Raw genomic sequence first — 19654 nt, forward strand, 5'->3', positions numbered from 1 at the left:
GTAACAGAGTGTATAACTATAGGTATATCCCGCGCAAAGGGCACGAAGGAGGCAATACTGATGAGACCTTTACAAATATCCGCGGATACAGCTGTTAAGCTGGCCGAGAAATTACATGTTCCGATTGAACAGCTCATGCATATGCCGCAGCATATTTTGATGCAGAAGCTGGCCGAACTCGCCAAAGAAGAAGCCTCAAAGGATAAACAAGAAGATCAATGATTCCATTCAACAAAGCGCTGCCTTATGATATTTCAATGGGTGATGTTTATGTACCCGAATGTCCTTTCTGCGGAAAGAACAATGTCCTGCTTCCCATGAAACCAAAGGAAGTGCTCAGCGTTCGTGAGGGGAAAAAGAAACTGCTCGTCTTCCCCTGCTGTTTCCATAGGGTGACTGTCCTGGACAGTGATGACGATTATCTGTTAACCGACACCGTTATCCGGTGACCGCCCTGCAAATGCCGTCATATTCCCAGCTTATACCGCCGGCAAACGCCGGCGGTTTATTTTTGCATTTCCTCAGGCAGTTCATGTTTGGCTGCCAGCATCTGTTCCCGCAAAAGGGCCCACTGCTCGCGCGAGGCGCGAATCATTGCCGCATCCATAATCTTCTGGTCATTAATGACGCGGGAGAACCAGCGGACGGCTTCAGGGAAATTACCCGTTCTGCGGTTAAGCTCGCCGATCAGATACATCAGCCGGGCATCGTTTGCACCAGCGCCTTCCACCTCATATACCTTGATGTAAGACTCCAGACTATACTTTAAGAAACGGATTTCTTGCTCCGTATTTTCCTTATAACGATACAACCAAGCGATATGCTGCAGAAGGCTGGCAATCAGCCGTTCCTTTTCATCGATAGACTGCGCGCACAGCAAAGCCAGCTTGTAGCTCTCCAGTGAAGCTTCCCAATCCCGTTGACCTCCGAAATCACGCGGATGCATACGCCCGCCAATGGTGTTGTTGAAATCAATTTTCTGTTTGTCGCTGATTCGCTCCCTGAAATTTTCAGTAAAAGCAAACCCGCAGTGCGGACACACCTTCACAACGTAGAAATCAGGATTTTCATTCTGATAATAACCGCAGAAATCGGTATCCGTGCGAATGGCCCGCTTGAAGCTCGGGCGTACCCGGGAAGTCGTAAATTCCTGTTCACACATAAGACATGTCGCTTTAGTCGTATACAGAGGCTCAAGTTGCATGGCCTGTTCCCTCTTTCCGGCTCTGGAGCCAAATTGCTGTGTTATTCTTGAGATGACGGGGTGTTTACAAAATGCATGGCCGGGCCCGACAAGCGCTGAAGCACAAAGCTGCGGAGCGGCTCCTCAATGCCAACTTCCGTCAGGGCTTCTCCCATGCAGGCGAGCCAAGCCTCCGCCCGTTCGGGCGTTACCGGAAACGGCAGATGACGGGCACGCATCATCGGGTGGCCGTGAGCATCGGAATACAGCGATGGACCGCCAAAGAACTGGCTCAGAAACATATACTGCTTCTCCAGGACGGGATCAATATTTTCCGGAAAAAGAGGTCCTAACAGCGGGTTCCGCTGCACTCGAGGATAAAAAGCCTCCACCAGTCTGCGGATCGTCTCCGCGCCGCCCAATCTTTCATACAAGGTTTGTCCCTGTTCTAGGTTCATGCCGACATCACCACCTTCCTGAACTTTTATTTTGTATTATAGCAAAGAATTCGGCGAAAAACGCCCCTGTACAGACAAAATCCCCCTATAAAGCGCGGGCCATGTCCCGAAAGTCTCTCAAACGAAACAAAGACCTTCCGCGGCTCTCTGTACAGGAGAATTTTCGAGATTTATAACCTCTTTACGCAAAAAAAAGAGCGCTAGCCAGCGCTCTAAAATACCCTCTTGATTATTCATCTCAATAACTGCGCCAATCCTCTTCACCTGAACGGACTAGAGAGGCGCGTATGACATATACAAACGCACATACGAGTAAACCTGCTACCAAACTCATATACATCACTCCGCTCATCAGGATTTGTTGGAATCATAAGAGATCGCGATGCTTTATATTGTCCATTCTAGCATACTGCGATTAAAAAATCAGCCATTTAGCAAGCGCTTTCTTGATTTTTTTGTACTGTTTGTCCTATTGCTTTCATAAAACTAAGGAAGATCGAAATAAAAAACATGCTGGTGGAGGCGTTTAAAGGTGCAGATTTCCAGACTTGGACTACCATTCATCCTGCTGGCGCTCATCGCCATTTGTATGCTTATGCTGGCCTTCCCCCAATCCTCCTGGGACGCCGCGGTCAGAGGGCTGTCCATCTGGTGGGACGTGCTGTTCCCTTCGCTGTTTCCCTTTTTTGTCATTTCCGAGATGCTGCTGGGCTTCGGCATCGTTCATTTCCTGGGCAAGCTGCTCGACCCTCTTATGAAGCCCGCATTCCGTATTCCCGGAAGCGGCGGTTTTGTCGCGGCTATGGGGTTTGCAGCCGGTTATCCTGTAAGCGCCCGGCTGACCGTGAAGCTGCGGGAACAGAACCTGATCAGCCGGGTCGAAGGCGAACGGCTGGTGTCCTTCACGACTTCCTCCGATCCGATCTTCCTGATCGGTGCGGTTTCTGTCGGGTTCTTTCACAGCCCCCAGATGGCTGGGGTGCTGGCGCTTGCCCATTACGGCGGATCGGTGATCATCGGCCTGATCATGCAGTTCTACGGCCGTCATGACGCCGGGCCGATTATGCAGAAGAGCGAACTCGCAGCAGGTTCCGCTGCTAATGAGTCCTCAGAAACGGAGACGGCTGCTGCCGGTCCGGTAACCCCCCGCCCTTCCCGCCTTAAAGCAGCCCTGCTGGCGATGCATGAAGCCCGCATGGCAGACGGACGGGAGCTCGGAGAGCTGCTCAGTCAGGCGATCACAACTTCCCTCCGCTTAATGACTGTAGTCGGGGGGCTGGTTGTGTTTTTCTCCGTCTTCCTCGAGGTGCTCACTGCTTCCGGCGTGATGGATTTCCTGTACGAAATCCTTCGCGGCCTTCTGCCGGCGCTGGGCCTGCCTTCGGCTTTGGCGGAGCCTTTCATGAGCGGGCTGTTTGAAGTGACGCTTGGGGCCAAAAATGCGGCCGCCGCATCAGAAGGAATCCCTCTCGCCTTTAAAGCCGCTGCAGCGGTGTTTATTTTGTCCTGGGGGGGATTGTCCGTCCATGCCCAGGTGGCCAGCATTTTGAACGCAACGGATCTGCGTTATTTGCCTTTTCTGGCAGCCCGTTCCATTCATGCGGTTCTATCCGCTGCTTTGCTTCTGCTGATCTGGCCGTTCTTTGGACCGGAACAGGGGGCTTCGGCATTCGCCTCCAGCACTTCCCATTCCTATGCCTGGCGGGCGAGCGCGGGCAATTTCACTTATGGCATGGAAGGGCTTGCGGTCATGCTTATTTTATCTATTTTAGCCATTCTCATTCAGAAATGGAGCGCCAAACGCCGAACCCACAGAACCTAAGGCTCTGGATGTTCGGCTCTCAATAAAGGTCCGCTTGTTATTTGGCGGCCTTTTTTTGTTTATTTTTGTCCAAAATAAAGGCATCGGTATCATCCAATCCTGATATTGTTTTTGTGGACGTTATTGATTATTATCGGATTGGCAAATAACCGCTTGCTAAATTGTTACGAATTCATGTCCATTTAAGGTATAATGTTAGGCGAAGGAATATGTACGAATACATCACACCCGGGTAAAGGAGCTTTTTCACTTGAGATACTACGTTCTAGACCGCGGAGACAGCCTTTCGGTTGAGCTGGCCGAACAGTTCCACAAACTTGGCGGAGAGCACGGGTTTGAGCTGGATGCCAAATCACCGGAAATTGTTGTCTCTATCGGGGGAGACGGAACTATGCTGCATGCTTTTCATACGTTTATTGACCGGATCCCCTCTATAGCTTTCGTAGGTGTGCATACCGGGCATCTCGGCTTCTACGCCGACTGGAAAGCGGACGAACTGCCGGAACTGGTTGCGCTGATGGGCGGTAAAGGCGCTCCGGGCACTATGAAGCCGCGAATCGTGAACTATCCCCTGCTGGAAGTTGAAATTACGAAGAAATCCGGTACCTTATCTTATATCTGCTTAAATGAATTTACGCTTAAAGGCACTGATGGGACGCTTGTCGCCCAGGTAGACATCAATGACCAGATGTTTGAAATGTTCAGGGGCGACGGGATTTGCATCTCTACTCCGTCAGGGAGCACCGCTTACAACAAAAGTCTCGGCGGAGCCATGCTGCATCCTACCATCGAAGCGCTGCAAATTGCCGAAATTGCATCGATCAATAACCGGGTATTCCGGACGATGGGGTCGGCACTGGTGCTGCCCAAACACCATCACTGCGATATTTATTCCCGCAAGGAACAGAACCTGACCATCACGCTGGACCATATCAGCCTGCATTTGAATGATCTGTTGTCCGTCAAATGCCGGGTGGCCCGTCAGAAGATCAGCTTCGTCCGCTACCGCCCATTCCCGTTCTGGGAACGGGTGCGCAACGCTTTTCTTGATTAACCTCTATAGTCTTAGAAAAAGACAAACAAGCAGGCCTAAAGCGATCCGCTTTGAGCCTGCTTGTTTTATTTTTTGTTAAGGCTGATTGGTTACAATCAGATCACTTTTCAGGCGACCCATTTCGCCAGAAGTTTCTGTCTTTACGACTATATTTACAGCCCGGCCCCATTTACAGCTTTAAAGGCTGGTTCGTCCGTCCGAGCCACGTTAAACATCCTGGTCTTTACGGGTCTTTATTACTCTTTACTGCTCTCTTCGGCCTCCGGCTGGCGGGACTGGGGCGTCCGTTCGCGCTGCGCTTTCGGTTCCCGATGTTCCTTGTTCACCAGCTGCTCGCGCTCTTTAGAGTCCTTGGAGTCCTTGGAGTCTTTGGCATCCTTAGAGTCTTTGAAGTCTTTAGGTGCTTTCGGCTCCTTCGGATCCTTGCCCTCCTTCAGCTCTTTGCCTTCCCGGGCCTCCCGCGCTTCGCGGGCTGCCGCTTTGCTGGCTTCCTTCGCCTGCTTCATCTTGGCATGATGCTCACGGGAAGAAAGATGCTCCCGCAGCGGCTGCTGTTCTTTAAACTGCCCGTCAGCCGTTGGTTCATCGGAATCCAGTTTGCTCTGGATCAAAGCCTCCTTGATTGGTTCCTTCGTCTTCTGGAGCACAAAATAAGCACAGCCGAAATTGCAATATTCATTAATATAATCAACCACGCCCGAAATAGCGGTATCCCGGTTGGCTTTCGGATGGTTATCTCTATAGAAACCCTTAAGTCTGAGCTGGTTATAACCCCAATCTCCTACGATATAGTCATAGCGGTCCAGCACCTCGCTGTAGCGCAGCTTGAAGGCTTCCGGATTCCAGCCGTTCCGGTTATCCTGAATCAATTCATAACTTTTATTGCCGATTTGTATAAACACCGGTGTCCCCCCTTGTTCCGTTAAGCGCCCTGCCGACTCGCACCTTCGGCTCGTCAGCCGGTTTGTCTCTGCCGCGCTGGATATACTGCCCACATTATACCATGAAAGCGGCATAATTACTCAGCTTGTCCATGGATAAAAATCCGTCCCGTGCACCAAATTAACTAAGAATCAATTTTCGGAGTTTGTTTCTATGCGTTCAAATAAGGAGGGACAAAGATGCGATATGCTTCGGTGATCAAACGAAAATGGGGGCTGGCTGCAATGGCGGGACTGCTGGCCTTCTCATGGGCCTGTCCAAACGCAGCTGGAGCCGGGACCGATCAGCAGCCGGATTCCGCCTCTGCCGCAGCCCGGACGCTGCAGGAGCGGAGGATGATGATCCAGGAGATCAGCCAGCTGACCCAAATTCCCTGGACCTATTTGGCGGCTCTGGATCAATATGAACGGACCCTGACCCCCAAGTCCAGAAAGGAACGTTTGAAGAACAAGCTGATCAGCCTGGACCCCCAGCCGGAGTTTTGGGCCGGCCTGATCAATCCTGATCCGGGCGATACCAACCCGATCACGATCGCTCTGTTCGGCGGCATGGGCAGGGATGCCGACGGAGACGGCAAAGCGAATCCGGACAATGACATGGATGCCTTGTACAGCCTTGCAGCTTATATGAAGAGTTATGGGCTAACGGAGGAGGATCTCCAGATCTCCTTATGGCGTTATTATCAGAACGAACGGGCGATCACCCGGATTCGCCAGTTCGCCAAATTGTATCAAACGTTCGGGACGCTGGATTTAAACAAAACCGCCTTTGTGCTGCCTCTTTCTAGCATCTACAGTTACCGCAGCACCTGGGGAGACCGGCGCGGCTTCGGCGGACTCCGCATACATGAAGGAACCGATTTGTTTGCTTCCTACGGTGTTCCCGTCAGAAGCGCCTGCTATGGGATCGTGGAGACGAAGGGATGGAACCGCTTTGGCGGCTGGCGGATCGGCATCCGGGACATTCAGAACCGGTATCACTATTACGCCCATCTGCAGGGTTTTGACAAGAACATCGAAGTCGGCAGCACGGTCGTTCCAGGCCAGGTGGTCGGCTGGGTAGGCAGCAGCGGGTATGGCAAGCCGGGCACTTCCGGTAAATTCCCACCGCATCTGCATTATGGGATTTATAAGGATACGGGGCATTACGAATGGGCTTTCGACCCTTATCCGCTGCTGAAACGGTGGGAGAATGAGGAACGAAGACGGAAGTGATTGGGAGCGGATGACTGGAATACAGCAGGATTAAACTTTCTGATGGCAAGAATAGAGGGTCGCCCGGCATTTGATTGTTGCCGGGCGACCCTCTTCTTACTTAAGGATTAAGGATTTAAGGAGAAATCATTAAGGAGAAGTATTAAGGAGTAACGGTGGAAGTCCCTCCGGAGCCGGACTGAAGGTCCGTGCTTGAACCGGGACTTGAACTTATTTCGGTTCCAGATAAGGAGCCGGATGACAAACCTGACGGGGAACCCGCTGACGAACCGGATGCAGCACCGGTACCGGAAGGCTGGGACGGAAGTGCAATATTAGGCGCGTTGGCGCCATTTTCCCCGACAGGCTGGCCTTTGTTGTCGTAATAGTACATCGGGACATCGCCTACCACCATCAGGTAAGAAACGGGAATATCGGTTTCGACGACCTGCGGCCCCATATTGAATGGCACCACCACGGAAACCTCGGTCCGGATGTGCAAATAAACCTCAACCAGAATCGTGTTGATACCGGCGTCCTGTTTCCGTGTGTTCAAATCAACCTTCACATCGCTTTGCGGCTCCATGCGAATCGGGATGCGCGGGCCGAAGGAGGCAATAATCGTGCTGCCCAGAGCCTGGCCGAGTGGAATTTTCTCATTCAGCTTGGAGACGCGGTCCAGCGTCCGTTTGACCGTCTGCACCGTGTCCGACGTAATTTCCATATGGGATTTGTAATTCAGCACAAAGCCGGTTATTTTACCGTTCGCATCCGTCTTCCAGTCCACCAGGTTCCCATACTGCTTACCGTTCGCCACCTGCTCACTTATCGCTTCATTAAGCGATTCGGTTGCGATTTGCTTGAGCCGGATTTTGGCCAGCTCCATCAGCGGTCCGTCCATTCTTCGCTCCACATAATTAAACATTTGAACAAACAATAGAAGGACCACCATGGAGGCTATTATCCAGACCCACTTCTTCTTGAATTTAATTTCCTTCCGGGGTGTACCGCCTGCCGGCTTCCAGCCGCCACCGCCCGATTTCGAGCCCCCGCCGGACTTCCAGCCTCCGCTCGATTTCGGTTTGGGCCGCAAGTTTACCCAAGCAGGGCGGCTGCCCCATCTGCGCCTTCTGAACCTGATCGTTCTGCCACCTATCCGCATGATGATAACCTCCCGGCACTGTAGCTCCTTTACCAGATTATGCGGCCAAGCGGCAAAAAAGAAGACAGGGCTGCCAAGTCCCCCTTCCGGGAACCGGCGCCCTGCCTGTCCATTTTTTCCATAGAAATTGTGAAATGCTTCTTAATTTGACTCTGTTGAGTGCAGATAAGCAATTTAATGAACCCGGCGCGCAAAATCGACAAATCGGAATTTATCCAGTCTATGACGGGATTCGGTATATTCAAACAGTGTCGTATCCTCCAGATAAACAAAGTTCCTAACGACCACAATATGGGATAATCCTTTGTAATCCAGAAGTTTCCGATCTTCCTCAGTCGCTTCCTCCACCGAGATCTCTTTCTTGGCGTAGCTGATCACCAGTCCAAGCTCGTTCTCCAAATAATCGTAGATCGACGTGGCGGCAATTTCAGCGGTCAGCTTGGGCACAATAGCAGGCAGGAAATAATCCTTGTCCAAAATAATCCGCTCCCCGTCGATTTCGCGGGAACGAATCACTTCCCAGACCGGGTCGCCCAGCTCAATCTGCAGATCTCTCGCGATTTCGGGATTCGCTTTCACCTTGGCCGTCTGATGAACAGCCGTGCGGGTCGGCTTCCCGAGCTTCTCTGCCATCTCTTTGAAGCTGATTAGGCCCGTAATCGGGAAATCCATCCGATGCACATCCAGCACGTAAGAGCCTTTGCCCTTCATCTTGTGAATGTAGCCGTTCTGAACCAGCAGATTCAGCGCTTTGCGCACCGTCTCCCGGGTTGTCCCGTAATCGGCGGCCAGTTCGCTTTCCGAAGGCAGCTTTGCCCCGGGCTCCAGTTCTCCGGCCTGAATGCGTTCGGCGTATTCTTTGTAGATATGAAGAAAAATATTTTTAACCACGATAATCACCGTTCCCATCTTACCACAACCCGCCTGAAGTAAAAAGGCACAGACCCTTATAGGGCAGTGCCTGCAAGCTCACAACTTTTTTCTATTTTTGCACTTAAATTCCACATTGCCCTTCAATCCTACTTTGCAGCTCAGTTAGCTGACAAATACACCTTGAGCACGGAAGAAGCTCCGTTCACCTGCAGCCCTGCAGCCGACGCTTCTACACTGTCGACCACCGGCTGTCCGTCCGGTATAATGACCGGCGTAACCAGGGACAAACCTGCCGCTTTAATCGTCTCCCGATCAAATTCAAGCAGCAGCTGACCTGCCTTGACCTGATCACCGGTCCCAACATGAGTGGTGAACCCTTCGCCTTTCAGCTTCACCGTATCAATGCCGACATGGATCAGGATCTGCACGCCGCTGGCATGCTCCAGCATCAAGGCGTGTTTTGTTTTGGTGATATGCATGACCGTGCCGTCAAAAGGAGCCGTTACACGGCCGTCCGCCGGTTCAATGGCCACGCCGGGACCCATTTGCCCGCTGGCAAATGCCGGATCCGGGACTTGATCAAGCTTGAGCAAGGAGCCTTCAACCGGAGCCGCAATCTCAAGAACTGTACCGGCGGCAGTTTGGCTGCTCACGCCCGCTGCGGCTTGGGCTGAAGCTTGCGCCACATGACTTGCCGCAGGACCAGAACTTGGGGCTGCCGAAGCCGAAGCAGCGGACACTTCCATGGTAGCTGCGGTATGGCTGGCCGTTTGCTCGGCAGCTGCTGCTGCCGGAGCCAGGCGATTTCTTTTTGACGAAATCTTGCCGAAAGCTACGGTCAATACAAACGGAACTACCAGCACAATCGCCATACCGATAAAGAACACGCCCCACTGCTGGGCAAAGATAGACAGGAAACCCGGAATGCCGCCCACACCAATCGAGGAAGCAAGCACATGTTTGACCGACAGCAGAATGCCGCCGAGAGCCGAACCGATCATACCAAAGATAAACGGATATTTGTACCGGATATTAACCCCGAACAAAGCCGGTTCCGTTACGCCCAGGAACGCCGATACCGAGGACGTCACGGCCAAACCTTTGCTCTTCTGCTCGCGGAACACAAACAGCATCGCAAGTGCCGCAGAGCCTTGGGCAATGTTGGACAGGGCCAGCATCGGCCAAAGAAATGTACCGCCCTGCGAGCCGATCAGCTGAACGTCTACGGCCAGGAAGGTATGGTGCATGCCGGTGACGACCAGCAGCGCATACAGACCGCCGTAGATCAATCCGCCGAGTACCGGGAAGCTGTTAAAGATATAAACCACGCCGTCCGTAATCGCGTTGGCGATGGCGAAGGTGACCGGACCAATGATCGTAAAGGCCAGGAAGCCGGTAATCAGCAGCGTGACCGGGGCAACGACCAGGAGTTTGATTGAATCTTTGACATGTTTGTTCAGATAACGTTCGATCTTAGCCAGGATATAGGAGGAGACCAGAACCGGAAGCACCTGTCCCTGATAACCGATCTTCTGGATATGCCAGCCAAACAGATCCCAGGATGGCACCGTACCGTCCACTTTAGCCTGCGCGTAACTCCAGGCGTTCAGCAGATCCGGATGCACCAAGATCAGGCCGAGCACAATCCCGAGCAGCGGGCTGCCGCCAAACCGGTTAACGGCCGACCAGCCGATCAGGGCCGGGAGAAACGTAAAGGCCGTATTCGCAATCAAATTGATAATGGAAGCAAAATCATTCCAGGCCGGATAAACCTGAACCAGCGATTTACCGGCAAAAAAAATGTCGCTGCCAGTCAGGATGTTATTAATGCCGAGCAGCAAACCTGCAGTTACGATTGCCGGCAGGATCGGAATAAAGATGTCGGCCAGCGTCTTGATCGCCTGCTGCAGCGGGTTTTGTTTCTTGCCTGCCGCCTTCTTCACATCGTCCTTGGAGGCGCGTTTCGTTCCTGTGATCGCAATCATTTCTTCATAAACTTTATCAACCAGGCCGGGGCCGATAATGACCTGGAATTGGCCTTGGGTGGAGAAATGGCCTTTGACCAGATCATTTTGTTCCAGCGCTTCCGTATTTACAGCGTTTTCATCATGAAGCACAAAACGGAGACGGGTGACGCAGTGTGTCGCCGTTTCAATATTTTCAGCGCCGCCGACGGCTTGAACGATCTTCTCAACGTTTGTTCTGTCCAGTGACATTAGGATCACTCCTTAGAGTTTCTGCAAATTCTGTGGGAAAGCCAGGCGTCTGCCGCTGCCCTGCAAGGTACGAACATCGCACTGGACAGCACACAGCCGCTGTTCTCCCGCTTCCATCCGGTCCGTCAGCTCTGCTGACGGCGGATGAACCACATATACGAACCATATGGAGGTAAAATCATTTCCTGCTCCAGAGCCGGAGCCGTTTGGGTGCTGCCCGCAAGAAGCTCGGATGCTCCCACCGGCTTCAGCCACTCGGAGGCCATGGACTCCGGTAAGCTGTATTTTGCCGGATTGCCGCTAAAGTTGGAGACAACCAGCAGCGCCTCGTCTTCATCTAATCTACCGTAAGCAAAAACCTGCGGATGCTGCTCATCCAAACGGACAAAGGTGCCCTCCGTAAAGATCGGCATCTTCTTCCGCAAAGCGATCAGCTTCTTATAATGCTGGAATACCGAGTCCGGATCGTCAAGCTGGTTCTGTACGTTGATCTCCGGATACCGTTCATCCAGCTTGATCCATGGTGTTCCGGTCGTGAAGCCGGCGCCCGGTCCATCGTTCCACGGCATCGGCGTACGGGAATTATCGCGGGAGCGTTCGCGGATAATCGCGAAAGCCTCCTCTGCCGACTTCCCCTGCTCCTGCAAAATCCGGAACATGTTCAGGGATTCGATATCCCGCATTTCCTCAATACTGTTCCACTGCGGATTCGGCAGGCCGATCTCTTCACCTTGAAATACATAAGGCGTACCCTGCATGCCGTGCAGCGTTATGGCCAGCAGCTTGGCGCTTTCCACGCCGTATAGCCCATCGTCCGTGAATCGGGACAGCGCCCTTGGCTGATCATGATTGTTCAAGAACAGCGCGTTCCAGCCGCCGCCTGCCTGCATGCCGGTCTGCCACCGCGAGAACAGCGATTTAAGCTGCTCGAAATCATACGGCATAAGCTCCCATTTCTGACCGTTTGGATAATCCACCTTCAAATGATGGAAATTAAACGTCATGGACAACTCTTCCTGCTCCGGATTGGAATACAAAATACAGTTCTCCAGCGAAGTCGAGGACATTTCGCCGACCGTAACCAGCCCATAAGGCTTAAATACGCGGCGGTTCAGCTCTTTCAGGAATTCGTGAATTCTCGGGCCGTCGGTGTAGAATCTCCGTCCATCTCCCGGAGGCACGCTGCCGTCGTCATCAGGGAAATCCTGATTCTTCGAAATGAGGTTGATGACATCCAGCCGGAAACCGCTGACTCCTTTGTCCGCCCAGAAGGTCATCAGCTTGACAACCTCTTCCCGGACCGCGGGATTCTCCCAGTTCAGGTCGGCCTGCGTTTTGTCATACAACGTCAGGAAATATTGTCCGGTTGCTTCATCATACTGCCAGGCCGGACCGCCGAATTTGGACTGCCAATTGTTAGGCACCCCGCCGTCCGGAGCCGGGTCCCGCCAAATATAATAGTCGCGGTACGGATTATCCTTGGACTTTCTCGCTTCCTTAAACCATTTATGCTCCGTCGAAGAATGATTGACTACAATATCGAGCATCAAATGCATGTTCCGTTTGCGAACCTCGGCTGACAATTCGTCGAAGTCGTTCATCGTTCCGTATGCCGGATCAATGCTGCAGTAATCCGCCACATCGTAACCGTTATCATTTTGTGGAGAAACGTAAACCGGCTGAAGCCAGACAATGTCGATGCCAAGCTCCTGCAAATAATCCAGTTTCTCTGTCAGTCCCCGAATGTCTCCGGTGCCGCTGCCTGTTGTGTCTTTAAAGCTCTTGGGATAAACCTGGTATACGGTTGATTTCTTCCACCAATCCGAAGTCTGCCCATGATGCATGGTCGAATTCCCCCCGCTCTGCATATAAATCGAATTTACATGGAAAAAGTTGAAATCCAATTTATATCTTCTATTGTTATGATCGAATTAAGGAAAAGTTGTATATACAAGTTCGATACGAATTCATTGTAATCCTGTATATACATGTTGTCAACAGCAAATAAAGCCCTTTCATAAAGATGGACTGGAAGGAAAAGGCATATAAAAAAGGACCTCCCTATTTGGTCTTTAGGGAGGTCCTTCTTGCAAGCTTAGTTCATTCCGGCCATTCTATTCGTCTTACCGCGCCAGCTGCTCCGCAGGCTCCAGACTCTCGAGAATCTCATTCAGACTCAGCTCGGCGCAAGCCATCGAGGTATCGGCCACGCCGTAATACATGCGGATCACGTCCCCGTGAACAGTCGCCCCGCAGGAGAACACCACATCGCCAAAGAACCCTTTGGTTTCATAATCCGCTTCCGGTTCCATGACCGGCTTGCCGGAACGGGCGATCACTTTGGTCGGATCGTTCAGATCAAGCAGAACGGCGCCCATGCAGTACCGATGGTCTTTGGTCGCCCCGTGATACAGCTCCAGCCAGCCGCGTTCGGTGCGGATCGGAACGGCGCCGCCGCCGATGCGGCCGCTGTCCCACATATCCTGGCGCAGGCCGATCAGATGTTTGTGGTTGCCCCAATACAGCAGATTGTCCGATTCGGCAATCCAGATTTCCGGGCGGCCTACGCTTTTGGTCGTCGGGCGGTGCAGCGCGTAATATTTACCGTTGATGCGCTCGGGGAAAATAATGACGTCCTTGTTGTCCGGGCCAAAAATCAGGCCATGATGGGTCCAGGTCCGGAAATCCTTCGTCGACACCATCGCCTCCCCGATGCCTACCGGCGAAACCGCCGAGAAATAAATGTAATAGGTATCTCCAATCTGTGAAATCCGCGGGTCTTCGATACCGAAAATCTCCAGCGAATTGGACGGGTAAATAAACGGTTCGTCGTCGATGGTAAAATGCCGCCCGTCTTTGCTGCGGGCTATCCGCAAATAAGACAGGGAGGTCAGATATTCAAACGCCGGAGCGTCGGTTTTCTTCACAATGACCCGGGGGTCGGAGAAATCATAGCTTTCATCGTCCAGCCGGATCTCCACCAGCTCAAGATCCTGCTTCTCCGGATTATAAACCGGAGCCAGCACGATGTTCGGATCTGGGCTGACCGGCCGCTCCGCCACGCGGAGCAGCAAAATCGTTTCTCCCTTATATTCAGCCACCCCGGCGTTAAACGCGCCGATCACTTCAAAGCCTTCGCGGTGCGGTTTGACATCAGCCGGCGTAATCAGCGGATTTTGTTCATAACGGTATATATTCATGGCATTTAGCTCCTTGTAGTCACTTTAGTTAACGAAATAAAGTCCGGCGCTCCCTTTCTCGTCCAGCATTATTCGAATTTGGCAAAAGGATCGTCGATCACGATACGCTGCGCATCGGCATCGCTGATGCCGGCATACAGCACGGCCGTGCCGTCTGCGTTGCGGACCAGGCCGCCGCTGAAGACGACATCCTGCAGGTCCGGCCGTTTCGCCGGTCCGGGCAGAAAGCGGTCGCGTACGGCAATCAGCTCCATATCGGTGAAAGAGCCGTCACTTGGATTGAGCACAAAGGCCATCGGATAATAATGGCGGTCGCCGGCCTTGTCGTAGCAGGCGGTATGCCCCAGCACACCTACCCGGCCATCCTTCAGGAGGTGGGCTTCATTGGCGCCGCCCCATTCCTCGTCGCTGAACTGCCCTTCCAGCAGCGGTGCATCGTTAATGACCTCAAGCGTCAAATCCTTCAGGGAACGAACCCGGGCAAATCCGATTTTGCCGCGTCCGCCTTTCTCGCCCTGCGGCCGGGTAAAGATGCCGATGCTGCCGTCAGCCAGCTCTACAAGGCGCAAGTCCTTCATGCCGTCCGGGCCCTTAAAAAATTCTTTAAGCTCGCTCACGCTGTTCCCGCTGTAAAAAACCGTACGCCACATCAGCATGCCTGCTTGGTCCGGATGCGGATAAATCTGCACCCCGCCTATGATCAGCTCTCCGCCGATCCGGGTGTGGAACGGGTCCTGCAGGTCAAAGACCGGCGCGCCTTCGCGCGGCTGCCACTTCCCGCTCCGCTCCACGAAAAACATCACCTGCGAATGCTCGCTGTCCCGCGGTTCGACGCGGCCCGGCAGCACCATTTCGCCTTGATCTTCAAAAGGAGCGGCAATATTGTAGACATCTTTGCCTTCCACCCCTTCAAACAGCAGGCGTTCGGCTTTCTCCGCTCTGGCCTGCTTACGCTGGTATTCATCGAGCAGCTTTACGCAGTCCAAGGTTTCTTTTGGTCTAGTCATGATTGATTCCTTCCTCCTACCCCATTGGCCTTCTTATCTGTTTAACGTTTTGTTTATTTCAAACTGAACTGCATGCCTTCCTGGAACTTCTTGCCGAAGATAATAAACATGATGATAATCGGCAGTGTCAGCAGCGCGGATGCCGCGTAGAGCGGACCCGGATACGAGCCGTAAGGCCCGAACATTTGCGAAATGAGCACGTTCAGCGTAAGCATGCTGTCGCTTTTGACAGCGATCATGTCCCACAGCAGCTCCGTCCACCGTTCCATCAGCAGGAACAGGAAGATGACGGTGGTGATCGACTTGGACATCGGCAGCATGATCTTGTACATGATCTTAAGGTCCGAGGCTCCGTCCAGCCGCGCAGCTTCGATAAAGACAGTCGGAACGGCTTTAAAGAAGTTGGTGTACATAAAAATCGCCCATAAACTGACCGCTTTAGGCAGGATCAGCCCCAAATAACTGTCATACAGCCCTACTCTCTGAATAATCAGGAATGTCGGGATCAGCAGGATGATGGCCGGGAAAAACATATGGAACAACACAAAGTTGTTGATCGCGTTCCGTCCGAAAAAGTTCAGCTTGGACAACGCGTAAGCGACCATCACGCCGAAGATCATCATCAGCACCGTTGAGGCCAGCGAAACGATGACGCTGTTCAGAAAAGCATGCAGCCAAGGACGGGTAATGCCCGTCTCTCCTCCCGTGAACAGCCACTCATAGGATTTCAGGCTGTACTTCGTCGGCAGCAGCTGTTTATCAATCTGCGTCCAGTCCGCGAACGAATTGAGCACCATATAGAGATAGGGATAAACCATCACAAGAAGCAGGGCAATGGCGAGCACATACCGGACCGTTCGTCTGACGCCGCGATTTCGATTAGACCCAACCATTTCTCTTCCCCCAAATCTCCAGTAATTTACGAATAATAAAGATCGAAATGAAGGTGGCGACCGAAGCCAGCAAAGCTACCGCCGAAGCGTAACCGGCCTGCAGGTTCGTAAACGCCTGTTTGAAAATTTCCATCTGCCAGGTGTTGGTCGCATTGTTTGGACCCCCGCCGGTCAATTGGTACACCTCGGTAAAAATCCCGAACGTTACGCCAAACGCGAGGATCAGCGTCGTATACAGCGACGGATACAGCAGCGGCAGCGTAATGCGCCAGAAGCGCTGGCGCTCGGTAACGCCGTCAATGGCGGCTGCTTCATACACTTCCTTGTCGATGCTTTCCAAGCCGGAAGTCAGAATCAGCGCGTAATAACCCGTGAATTTCCAGGCCAGAATGAGGCCGACGATAAATAAAGCGGATAATGGTGTGCCCAGCCAGTCGATATCCAAGCCTATTTTCCGCAAAAAGACGTTCAGCGGGCTCGTATACGACAGCAGCCCTTTCACGATCAGGGACGAAACGACGCCCGAAGACAGGTAGGGCAGGAAAAAACCGATCAGGAACAGGCTTTTGAACCGCGGCAGTCCGTGCACCAGCACAGCGACCGCAATCGCCAGCACCGTTACGATCGGCACAAAGATAAGCATAAATTTATAAGTGACCCAGAATGCCGAATGAACGCTAGGCGATTTTAAGGCATCCATGAAATTTTCAAACCCAATGATGTTAAAGGTCGGCGCAATCAGGTTCCAATCCGTAACGGACAGGAAAAACGACCAGATCAGCGGCCCGAAAAAGAATATCAGCGAATAGATAAGGTAGGGGCTGGTAAATAACCAGCCCATTTTATTGTTTCTTTGATCCATAATCGGTCATCCTTCCTTATTGAAGGGCGCTCTCAATCGCTTTCTTCATGTTGGCCCAACCGTCTGCCGGAGAAATTTCCCCTTTAACGACTTTGTTAAAAGCTTCGGTTCCGATGATGGTTTGCAGATCGTTGTATTTCGCGTTATCCATCGGCGGAATCGCGTTTGGCACATTTTCCGCATAAGGCTTAAGTTCCGGCTGTTGATCCAGGATGGCTTTAAAGGAATCGTTCGTCGTCAAATCGTCGCGCGCCGGCGGCAGGTTGGTCTGCTCAAACCATTTCGCGTCGTTGGCCGCGTCGGCATATAACCATTTGATAAAGTCGATAGCAGCCGCCTGCTGTTCTTTCGTCGCAGAGGCGTAAACGACCAAACCTTTGGTATCGGCAAACGTCTTGCTGTCTTTAGGATCCATGCCGTCCGGAACTGGAGGCATCGACAAAGTAAAGTTCTCGCCATATTTCAGGTTCGGGTATTTTTCTTTCCAGGTCGTAAATGTCCAAGGACCTACGTCGGTAAAGACGCCTACGCCGTTCTCAAACGGATCGGTCACCTGACGGGCCAGCAGTCCACTTTCTTTGCGCAGATTGTCTACGAAAGTAAGCACTTCTTCGCCGGCTTTCTGGTCGCCGGTAAACTGGCTGCCTTCAATAAACTTATTGCCCCCGGAAGCTGCATCATACAGCATGTAGAAGTCGAACCAGCGTTTCCAGGCTGTAGGATCGGCTAGATCGGCTTTGGCCCACAGATATTTTTTGTCGCCGTATTTGTCTTTCAGCTTCTTCGTCAGCTCGACGATTTCGCTGTAGGTTTGCGGCGGCTCGTTGTAACCAAGCTCCTTCAGCACATCGAGTCTCCAGCCGAACAGCATGGCGTTGGAATAGATCGGCAGCACGTATTGATGGCCGTCCGCAAACTTCCAAGGCTCGATCGTATTGGTCATATTGCGTTCCTTGATGATGTCCTGGAAGCCGTCCAGCGTATCGAGCGGAACCAGCGCTTTACTGTCTGCGAGCTGGGCGCCGAAACCGCGGTTGATATTCTCCGACATCGTCGGTGCGCTCTTGGCCGCGATGGCCGATTGAATGCTGGCTTCGGATGTAGGCGATTCCTTGATCGCACTCACATTTATTTTCACATTAGAATGTTCCGATTCATAAGCTTTGGCCATTTCCTGCCAATAAGCCTGCTGCGTAGGGTTAGGTGCAGCCCAGAATTCAATGGTTGTTACCCCGCTGGAGCTCCCTCCGCTTCCGCTGTTTCCCGTTGAGCTTTGACCTGTCGAGCAGGCAGATAATATCGTGGTGGCAAGTGCAGCGGTCAGCAGTACACCAAGTGATTTTTTAATCATTCGAACATGACCCCCATAATTAAGTAATTTGATTTTAGTAAAAAAATCAGGTTAGTAACATTACAAAATGGTTATTTTTCATTAATGTAAGCGCTTATGTCATTCATTATCACTTTCTGTCATAGTTTTGTCAAGTATAATCGATTAATCCAATCCCAAAAATTAGAATTACAAATTAGTTTACAAATCAATTTTGTAACGTTACAATATTGGTGAGGAAATCACTTCTTCTAAAGATGCCTCAGGCAAGGCCAGGGAATGCTTGACAGCCGTCTGCGGAACTGAAAAAATGAAAACGAATGCAAGACCGGTTTAATACCCGGTTATTGCTTGACGGAGGTTGAATCCATTTTGAAAACTAAAGTTACGATGCAGGATATCGCAGACCATCTTCATATATCCAAAAACTCTGTCTCCCAGGCGCTGGCCGGGAAGGACGGAGTCAGTGAAGCAACGCGCGCACTGGTAAGGGAAACTGCCGAACAAATGGGGTACGTCTATGGAAAAAGCCGCCGGGGCCAGCAGGACGAAGCTGCCGCTCACCCTTCTTCCATCGGTCCTTCCAGTGGTCCTTCTGCCATTCTTCCGGACAGCGGCACCATCGCCCTTATTGCTTCGGATTATGCTTTCTCCAGAAAATCGTTTTTTGGAGACATCTATTTAAGTGTAGACAAAGAACTGAAAAAATACGGCTATGAACTCATTATTCAATCGATCAGCCCGGAAGACGCGGAGGCGCTTCGGCTGCCCGCCTTCCTGGAGAACCGTTCGGTAGACGGTATTCTCATTCTGAGCCACATCACGACGTCTTATGTACAAGCCGTGCTGGACACCGGCATTCCTACCGTCCTGATCGATCACCACCATCCGTCGCTGGAAGCCGACAGCATCTTGACCAACAATCGGTTCAGCGCTTATGAAGGGGTACGGCATCTGATTGAGCTGGGCCACAGGGACATCGGATTTATGGGGGATATCGACTATTCTCCCAGTCATTATGAGCGGCTTGAAGGCATGCGTCTCGCCGCCTTTGAAGCCGGCCTCAAACTTCGCGAAGACTGGCTGATTCAGGATGCCGTCGAGGACAGCAGCTATGTACATGGAACAATCGCCGAAATGAAGGAACGGCCGACCGCCTGGTTCTGCGTCAACGACGGCTTTGGTTTTATGATTACGTCTGCCCTGCAGCATCTGGGCATTAAGGTTCCGGAGGAGGTGTCGGTCGTCAGCTTCGACAACGGTTATCTGTCGCAGGTATGCACCCCCTCAACCACCACGCTGGATGTGAATCGAAGTTTGTTTGCCAGCTATGCGCTTAAGCAGCTGTTCAGCCGGCTTGAGAATCCGCAGCAGCCTTATACGGAAATTCTGCTGCCGACGCAGCTGCTGATCCGGGAGTCAACAGCTCCGCCTCCTGAGAAACCGTCTGAATAAAAGC

The 19654-nt window shown here is 52.2% G+C and carries 18 protein-coding genes; 6 read left to right on the forward strand and 12 right to left on the reverse strand.

The window, feature by feature from the left end:
* The first annotated feature begins 60 nt into the window (after nt 1-60).
* Together CBE73_RS09800 and CBE73_RS09805 are read left to right on the forward strand one after the other, a co-directional pair.
* Nucleotides 61-222, forward strand: a complete 162-nt coding sequence (locus tag CBE73_RS09800) for a YycC family protein (protein ID WP_094094081.1) — start codon at nt 61-63, stop codon at nt 220-222.
* A complete protein-coding gene (locus CBE73_RS09805) occupies nt 219-449 on the forward strand; it encodes a hypothetical protein (protein WP_094094082.1) in 231 nt (76 codons plus the stop codon). Before CBE73_RS09800 ends, CBE73_RS09805 begins: the two co-directional genes overlap by 4 nt.
* Nucleotides 450-505: 56 nt before the next feature.
* Here CBE73_RS09805 and CBE73_RS09810 read toward each other — a convergent pair whose 3' ends face one another.
* Complete coding sequence (locus CBE73_RS09810; RefSeq protein WP_094094083.1) at nt 506-1204, reverse strand: DUF2225 domain-containing protein; 699 nt, start codon at nt 1202-1204, stop codon at nt 506-508.
* Nucleotides 1205-1245: 41 nt separating this feature from the next.
* Nucleotides 1246-1641, reverse strand: a complete 396-nt coding sequence (locus tag CBE73_RS09815; protein ID WP_094094084.1) for a globin domain-containing protein — start codon at nt 1639-1641, stop codon at nt 1246-1248.
* 589 nt (nt 1642-2230) lie between these two features.
* Between CBE73_RS09815 and ylbJ the strand changes: the two genes are divergently transcribed.
* Nucleotides 2231-3463, forward strand: coding sequence for a sporulation integral membrane protein YlbJ (gene ylbJ / locus CBE73_RS09820; protein WP_229752633.1), 1233 nt, complete (start codon nt 2231-2233; stop codon nt 3461-3463).
* A 250-nt stretch (nt 3464-3713) separates the two neighbouring features.
* On the forward strand, nt 3714-4517 hold the full coding sequence (locus tag CBE73_RS09825; protein WP_094094086.1) for an NAD kinase: 804 nt from the start codon (nt 3714-3716) through the stop codon (nt 4515-4517).
* 236 nt (nt 4518-4753) lie between these two features.
* On the opposite strand, the gene CBE73_RS09830 is transcribed toward CBE73_RS09825, so the two are convergent.
* The gene (locus CBE73_RS09830) at nt 4754-5419 is read right to left on the reverse strand and encodes a YutD family protein (protein WP_229752619.1); all 666 of its coding nucleotides are present in this window, start codon (nt 5417-5419) and stop codon (nt 4754-4756) included.
* 219 nt (nt 5420-5638) lie between these two features.
* Between CBE73_RS09830 and CBE73_RS09835 the strand changes: the two genes are divergently transcribed.
* Nucleotides 5639-6673 (forward strand): M23 family metallopeptidase, encoded by a 1035-nt coding sequence (locus CBE73_RS09835; RefSeq protein ID WP_094094088.1) that lies wholly within the window; start codon nt 5639-5641, stop codon nt 6671-6673.
* A 142-nt stretch (nt 6674-6815) separates the two neighbouring features.
* Here the strand turns inward: CBE73_RS09835 and yunB are convergent, their stop codons facing one another.
* The 9 genes from yunB to CBE73_RS09880 form a co-directional block, all read right to left on the reverse strand.
* Nucleotides 6816-7814: a sporulation protein YunB gene (yunB, locus tag CBE73_RS09840; protein ID WP_094094089.1), complete on the reverse strand. Its 999-nt coding sequence runs from the start codon at nt 7812-7814 to the stop codon at nt 6816-6818.
* 174 nt (nt 7815-7988) lie between these two features.
* The gene (gene treR / locus CBE73_RS09845; RefSeq protein WP_373286357.1) at nt 7989-8723 is read right to left on the reverse strand and encodes a trehalose operon repressor; all 735 of its coding nucleotides are present in this window, start codon (nt 8721-8723) and stop codon (nt 7989-7991) included.
* Nucleotides 8724-8845: 122 nt separating this feature from the next.
* Entirely contained in the window at nt 8846-10903 is a 2058-nt protein-coding gene (gene treP, locus CBE73_RS09850) for a PTS system trehalose-specific EIIBC component (RefSeq protein WP_094094090.1), read from the reverse strand.
* A 125-nt stretch (nt 10904-11028) separates the two neighbouring features.
* Nucleotides 11029-12747 carry an alpha,alpha-phosphotrehalase gene (treC, locus tag CBE73_RS09855; RefSeq protein ID WP_094096234.1) on the reverse strand — a complete coding sequence of 573 codons (1719 nt, stop codon included), beginning with the start codon at nt 12745-12747 and terminating at the stop codon, nt 11029-11031.
* Nucleotides 12748-13026: 279 nt separating this feature from the next.
* Nucleotides 13027-14103 (reverse strand): BtaManbiosPhlase, encoded by a 1077-nt coding sequence (locus CBE73_RS09860; RefSeq protein WP_094094091.1) that lies wholly within the window; start codon nt 14101-14103, stop codon nt 13027-13029.
* A gap of 68 nt (nt 14104-14171) precedes the next feature.
* A complete protein-coding gene (locus tag CBE73_RS09865; protein WP_094094092.1) occupies nt 14172-15110 on the reverse strand; it encodes an MTP-1 family protein in 939 nt (312 codons plus the stop codon).
* 53 nt (nt 15111-15163) lie between these two features.
* Nucleotides 15164-16003, reverse strand: a complete 840-nt coding sequence (locus tag CBE73_RS09870) for a carbohydrate ABC transporter permease (protein WP_094094093.1) — start codon at nt 16001-16003, stop codon at nt 15164-15166.
* Nucleotides 15990-16865, reverse strand: coding sequence for a carbohydrate ABC transporter permease (locus CBE73_RS09875; RefSeq protein WP_174704693.1), 876 nt, complete (start codon nt 16863-16865; stop codon nt 15990-15992). The genes CBE73_RS09870 and CBE73_RS09875 overlap by 14 nt, the downstream gene beginning before the upstream one ends.
* A 16-nt stretch (nt 16866-16881) precedes the next feature.
* On the reverse strand, nt 16882-18216 hold the full coding sequence (locus CBE73_RS09880) for an ABC transporter substrate-binding protein (RefSeq protein WP_174704694.1): 1335 nt from the start codon (nt 18214-18216) through the stop codon (nt 16882-16884).
* 351 nt (nt 18217-18567) lie between these two features.
* On the opposite strand from CBE73_RS09880, the gene CBE73_RS09885 reads away from it, so the two are divergent.
* Complete coding sequence (locus CBE73_RS09885; RefSeq protein WP_094094095.1) at nt 18568-19650, forward strand: LacI family DNA-binding transcriptional regulator; 1083 nt, start codon at nt 18568-18570, stop codon at nt 19648-19650.
* Nucleotides 19651-19654: the final 4 nt, after the last annotated feature.

This window comes from Paenibacillus physcomitrellae (assembly GCF_002240225.1).
Taxonomy (GTDB): Bacteria; Bacillota; Bacilli; order Paenibacillales; family Paenibacillaceae; genus Fontibacillus; species Fontibacillus physcomitrellae.